The sequence below is a fragment of the Tateyamaria sp. genome, from assembly GCF_039940735.1.
Classification (GTDB): Bacteria; Pseudomonadota; Alphaproteobacteria; order Rhodobacterales; family Rhodobacteraceae; genus Tateyamaria.
Genome location: NZ_JBDVGB010000081.1, coordinates 1 through 5,475, shown reverse-complemented (window position 1 = coordinate 5,475; position 5,475 = coordinate 1). Strand labels below are relative to the sequence as shown.

At 51.4% G+C, this 5,475-nt stretch carries 6 protein-coding genes; 1 reads left to right on the top strand and 5 read right to left on the bottom strand.

Annotation, left to right across the window (positions count from 1 at the left end):
* The 4 genes from ABJF76_RS16715 to ABJF76_RS16700 all read right to left on the bottom strand — a co-directional run.
* On the bottom strand, nt 1–3,154 hold a 3,154-nt coding region (locus ABJF76_RS16715), incomplete at its 3' end, for a beta strand repeat-containing protein (protein ID WP_413822626.1).
* A gap of 785 nt (nt 3,155–3,939) precedes the next feature.
* Nucleotides 3,940–4,134, bottom strand: coding sequence for a transposase (locus ABJF76_RS16710; RefSeq protein ID WP_413818793.1), 195 nt, complete (start codon nt 4,132–4,134; stop codon nt 3,940–3,942).
* 77 nt (nt 4,135–4,211) lie between these two features.
* Nucleotides 4,212–4,397: a hypothetical protein gene (locus tag ABJF76_RS16705; RefSeq protein ID WP_413818792.1), complete on the bottom strand. Its 186-nt coding sequence runs from the start codon at nt 4,395–4,397 to the stop codon at nt 4,212–4,214.
* Nucleotides 4,398–4,425: 28 nt separating this feature from the next.
* Entirely contained in the window at nt 4,426–4,677 is a 252-nt protein-coding gene (locus tag ABJF76_RS16700) for a hypothetical protein (protein WP_413818791.1), read from the bottom strand.
* Nucleotides 4,678–4,909: 232 nt separating this feature from the next.
* On the opposite strand from ABJF76_RS16700, the gene ABJF76_RS16695 reads away from it, so the two are divergent.
* Entirely contained in the window at nt 4,910–5,167 is a 258-nt protein-coding gene (locus ABJF76_RS16695; protein ID WP_413818790.1) for an SLOG family protein, read from the top strand.
* A gap of 117 nt (nt 5,168–5,284) precedes the next feature.
* Here ABJF76_RS16695 and ABJF76_RS16690 read toward each other — a convergent pair.
* A partial coding sequence (locus tag ABJF76_RS16690; RefSeq protein ID WP_413822625.1) for a hypothetical protein occupies nt 5,285–5,475 on the bottom strand: 191 nt, incomplete at its 5' end.

The window sequence follows — 5,475 nt, the reverse complement described above, 5'->3', positions numbered from 1 at the left end:
CACCAACAGACGTCGCACCCTTAACAACACTCAAATCAGGCATTTGATCCGCAGTAACAGTTTCCGTGGATGGTTGGCTGGTAACTGGAATGCCGCCAGCTGTTGGAAATTCTGTTTCAGCCAAGACAACGTTATCCACTTGCCCAGCATCTAGGTCAGCCTGTGTCACGGCATAGGTTGCCGTACATGTTGCGGTCTCGCCGTTGAACGGTCCATCAATGGCGTTCGCCCATGCAGAGTCTGGCGTGAAAGACGCATCTGTCAAAGCTGTAGGTGCCCAACATTCAAATGTTGAGCCTGCGACAACTGACGTACCTGCCGCAGTGCCGTTTACTGTGGTCACGATCGTTAGGTCTTTATCATCGGTAAGTGTAATCGGCTCTACGAAAGCCGCCCCACCGGTATTAGTGATCACATATTGATATGTAATGAGATCGCCTACGGCTGAAAAGTTTAAACCAGAAATAGCCGTTTTCTCAACTGCAAGCGCCGGGTCAGCGTCAACTGGGAAGATCGCGTTATCAGCAGGGCTGTCGCCTGTTGTGGTTGTATTTGCATTTGCAATGTTTGTTACAGACCCGAGGCGGAGGTCGTCATTGGTGATCGTGTAGCTGGCCGTACAAGTTAATTGGTTCACACCGTCGACAATTGCATCCGGAGTTCCATCGCCGTCTGTATCAATGGGTGGCAAACCTGCCGCTGGAATTGCAGGGCAAGTGATATTTGCCGATGCAATGAGATTGTCAGAGATCGTGAGCGTATCTGTCGATGGAATCGATATGTTACCTGTGTTCGTAACTGCAAATTCGTAGGTGAGAACATTGTTCGGGGCGACATCTGTAAAGATGACTGGAGGCGAGACAAGCGTCTTGACCATTGCAAGACCAGTGACTGGTGTAAGTGCAATCGAGGTTGGGTTATTGTCGCCCGTCGTATCGCCTGTGCCGCCGGTAGAGTTATCTACGCCGTCAACACCATCTGCACCACCAGCGTTGTCAGAAATATCCGCTAACGCGTTACCAAACGGATCGGTGGCGTTTGCTGTTGCCTGGTTATCGACCATGCCCGCATTTATGTCTGCCTGGGTTAAGACATAGGTCGCAGTGAAGGTCAGCGATGTACCGGGTGCAAGGTCGTTTAGCGTGCCTGTTGCATCGATCGTTGTACCGTTGTTGTCGGAAGCTGGTGTTGGTGTTGGGTTCGTTCCTGTAAACAGTGTCTCTGTCACAGACACGTTCAACGCATTCAACACAGTATCAGTGTTGGTGACTGTATACGCATAGGTGATCGTATCACCGACATTCACTTCGGGACCGCCAACGACAGAGGCATTTAGCGTCGCTGATTTCTCGACCTCGATCTCACCTTCTGCAACGGGTGGGGTTACGACAGTTGGTACAGCCGTGTCGTCTGGGTCTGCACCCGGCGTCCCATCACTGACTTCGGCGGTCTCTGGATCGCCATCATCAGTTGTTTCCGCACTGTTTTCAGAGTTATCAGTGATCGTGCTTGCACCTGTGCCCAGCGGTGTAGCACTTGCCTCGGCGGAGTTTTCGAATGGCGTGACCGCGCCAGATGCGCTTGGGTCAAGATTGACTGTGAAATTAACTGTGAAGCTATCACCGATGGCTAATACACCACCCGTCCCAATCAAACTGTTAGAGCCATCAAAAGCTGGAGATGCGGCGGTAGGTGTTGTGGAGCCAGCCGCAGTTGCGCCTGTTATGGAGTAATTCGTGATTGCGCCAACGGCAGCTGCACCGAATTGCGTCGAAATATCATCTTCAAGCGCCAGATCGTTCAGAATTAGGCTGCCGGTGTTCTCGACCGTGATCGCATATGTTACATCAAATGTACCATCGGCCTGCAAAGCACCGACTGTTGCTGCCTTGGTTGTCTCAAGATCTGCTGACAGTGACGGTATAGCGACAGGATCTGACGTGCTGGCAACCACAACCGGCAATTCAAACTCGTCTTCCGTCGTAACAGAAATTGAATTCAAGAAACTCTCGTCTGAACCAGATGTGTTCGCGTCGACAAGAACGACCACTTCAACAGAGACCGCATCCCCGGGGCTCAGAAGTGCGGCATTTGCCGCAAACACTTCGGCGTCTGAACCGCCATTAAATGCAGGGTTGGTTGCAAGCGTTCCAATCGGCAAGCCAGTATCGGTCTCGATAACCACAGGCCCCACGGAAATAACACCTGTTGTCGAATCCGCGGTGGTGGAGGGCGTGAACAAATCGGGGCTTGCGAGGATTGCATCTATGTTGTCGACCAAGGACAAGCCGGACAGATTTTGCTCGCCAGTGTTTGAAATGTCGACTTTGTATGTTGCTGTAATAGTGCCATCGGGGTTGTTGACGACCGAGGTGACGTTTTTATCAACAGTCAGTTCCGATGGTGCAATTTCGCCACAAAGTGCGATTACAGCCCCACGGTTACCATTGTTGGTCGCGACACCTGTAAACCCGTGTAAATAATCAGCTTGCGTGAAAGTTGAATAGGTTAAATCGACACGGTTAAGCGTATTGGCCATCCCACTGACATCGTTCCACGATGGCGGTGAAGTGAGTGGGGTGTCTGCACCTTCAGTAAACGTGCGGAAGCCGGAAGGGCCGCCAAAAACAAAGTCACGTTCTTCAACTGAAACTAAGGTGACTGTATCTGGTTGAGGCCCGGTCGTCCGGAAACCGCCGACATCAGAGTTGTTACGACCAGTTGAATCGATATCTTGAAGCGAAACGATCGCATCAGTCAGAATGTGTGGCACACCACTGGCAATGTTCGACGTAAGGGTTCCCCCTCTGATCGAATGCATGCGATAAACAACATATGGGCCATGGTCGGCCCCGGTTTCGGAAATCTGTAACGAGCCAGAGTTTGATACTCTGATCACACCGTCTGGTGTGAGGCCTCCTGTATCAGCTGAATCTATGTCAATTTCGATAACTTCAAATACGAAATCCAATGTCGCTAACGGATTGTAGTCCGCAATGACCGCGTTGCTTAACACGATGAAATCGCCAACGGACAGATCGTTTCGATCGACACCAGCAGTAGTACCCGCCGCATTAAACACGTCAAAAGAATCCGCCGCGTTCCCGATATTAACAGGGGTACATGCGCCCTGAGCATATGCCGCAGAGCCCATCATAACTGCAGGGATAGTCAAAGCGGAAAGGCGCCGCAGTTTCTTCACACGTGAAGAATTGAATATTCTGAACATCCGCTCGTTAACATTCATCTTTACTATTTACTTCCTTGAGTGCCTTAAGAGTGCCTCGTGACACCCAGCCGATTGCTTACTATTTAACTGTCGTCAAGCGCTTTAGAGACCGAGTTATGCACACGCTCTACGCCGAAACTTACGTACGATTTGAGGCGCAGAGGTAGCGGCGATCACGCGATCAACTTTTTGTGATCTAGAGTGTTTTAGCGATCTAAAGTGAAGCACTCCAAGCAGTCAAGTGTTCATGTCGCCAAATTTTTTCGGTAGTTGCATTTTTCATTGGTTTAACTTTTTTCCGCAAGATGGTGGTTCAATTAAGAAAAATGTCCGTCGTCATCTAAAGTTGGACTCCAGATCGGCTTGAGCATTGGCGGCTCTGGCTCGTTTGTGTGTTTGATTACATCCATGGCTTCTATAACCCGCGTCGCCGCCACTCAGCATTGGGCTGGAATAGCCCAATCGCATTCGAACGGAAGGTGGCTTAAACGAGCACTTGGGGCGGCACAAAAGCGCGACAGGTCCAGTCACACTGTTTACGCATACTTAACTTATGATCCCGGCTCACCATTTTTTGTCCCGTTGACCGGCAGTGCCCTGCCATAAGTAAGGTCACAAGACGGACAACTAATGCGAGGCGTCCGCTAATAAATCCCGTTCCACCACCAACTGGCCGATCGCGGAATGCGGTTTGTCTACGTTAGTGGCACTTACCGGCTCGGCGCTGAACCTTTGGGCGTAAAGGCCGTCGCCATGTTCTCTATCGCCGCCCGTTTCCAAGTTCCGATCTGTGTCGGATGCACACCGTATTTCTTGGACAGGCCCGCTAGCGTCATCTCTTCACGGATTGTTTCAAGCGCAACCTTAGCCTTACACTCAGGCGATTGGTTCTTTCGTTTCTTCATTTTGGATCATCACTTTCTTCATGCGATCCACCTTAACAACTGGTCCGAAATTCCGCGACCACCTCTCTGTTGTCACCCTATCCAAATCGGGTCAGATCAAACAAAGGAACAAGCCCATGCTCCTTCAAGACAAAACCAACCCCGAAGACAGCGGCCTCACGTCCGCAATCATAGACCACCTCGCTCTTCATCGCGCAAAGCCGGGACCAGATAAAACCGATCATCGCCCCCTGCCCCAGCCAGATCAGGTCGAACTTCGCCATGGCGACGCTCTGTGACACCGCCGTCAGCCTACTCGACGACAGCCAGTTGGAAGGCAACCTCGAAGAAATGCACTGGTCCCTCACCTCCTTGTTTCATCGCCGTCTGATCCATCTGCAAAGATGCCTTGATGACAATAAATGCGAGGTCCGCGAAAGCATGAGCGCATAGGATGGCTCCGAGGTTGCCTCGGTCGAGCTGGAGCGGTTGCAAATGATCGGGTTGAAGCTTTGGGATCATCGTGATGCCTTTGAGCAGATGCGCGAGCTGGCTTAGGATCATTTCTCTGCGGCGACAGGTTCGCCATGGATGCCCCGCACCGGATCGAAAGTTTCGCGCAGAGATCTGACATCTGCCGCGGTGGACAGTCGGGCCTTTCTTTCGGCCAAGCGACGCGAAGAGATTGAAGTGCATTGCCCGGAAGGCACGCTTATCGCCTTCTCCCACGGGGGACTAAGAGGCCTACGATCCCATCTGGTCAGTTCTCGATGCAACGCGCGAAAAATATCCGGACATGGTTCTGCTGCATGGTCGTGCGCCCAAAGGGACCGAGATGATCGCAGCACGTTGGGCAGTTGCACGTGACTTGACGCAGGTGGTGTTCAAACCTGACTGGAAAAGCCATGGCAAAGCAACCCGCTTCAAGCACAATGACGAGATGTTGGAAATCCTGTCTCAAGGTCTCATCGCGACACCTAGCTTGGGCATAACCGAGAACATTGTCGACAAGGCACGCATGCTCAAGGTCCGAGTGAAAAGGATTGGGGTGTAGTGTCGCATGACTTGACAGCGTAAGGTGTTTTACCTCGTCGGGGCCACCTCCCCTGCCCCGCTGCATACCGGACGAAAATCGGGTGGCTGTTTCTCTGAATTATGTATCGGACTAGCTTCAATCTGACGCGACGATTTCAACATCCCATGAAATTCTAGGGTCGACCATATGGGCGGTAACTTTGGTCAATCCTGATGCCGCCAAATCGTTTGTTGATCGACCTGTCTGGCATTGCCAGAGTGTAAAGAAAAGTACTTTTGACAGCCGTGCAATTATAAATAAGCTTATATAGATCAGATGTTTAAGCC

Excerpts from the sequence above, each read along its gene's own strand:
- ABJF76_RS16710 (WP_413818793.1), bottom strand. The coding sequence starts at position 4,134 with ATGAAGAAACGAAAGAACCAATCGCCTGAGTGTAAGGCTAAGGTTGCG.
- ABJF76_RS16705 (WP_413818792.1), bottom strand. The coding sequence starts at position 4,397 with ATGGCGAAGTTCGACCTGATCTGGCTGGGGCAGGGGGCGATGATCGGT.
- ABJF76_RS16695 (WP_413818790.1), top strand. The coding sequence starts at position 4,910 with ATGGTTCTGCTGCATGGTCGTGCGCCCAAAGGGACCGAGATGATCGCA.
- ABJF76_RS16700 (WP_413818791.1), bottom strand. The coding sequence starts at position 4,677 with ATGATCCTAAGCCAGCTCGCGCATCTGCTCAAAGGCATCACGATGATC.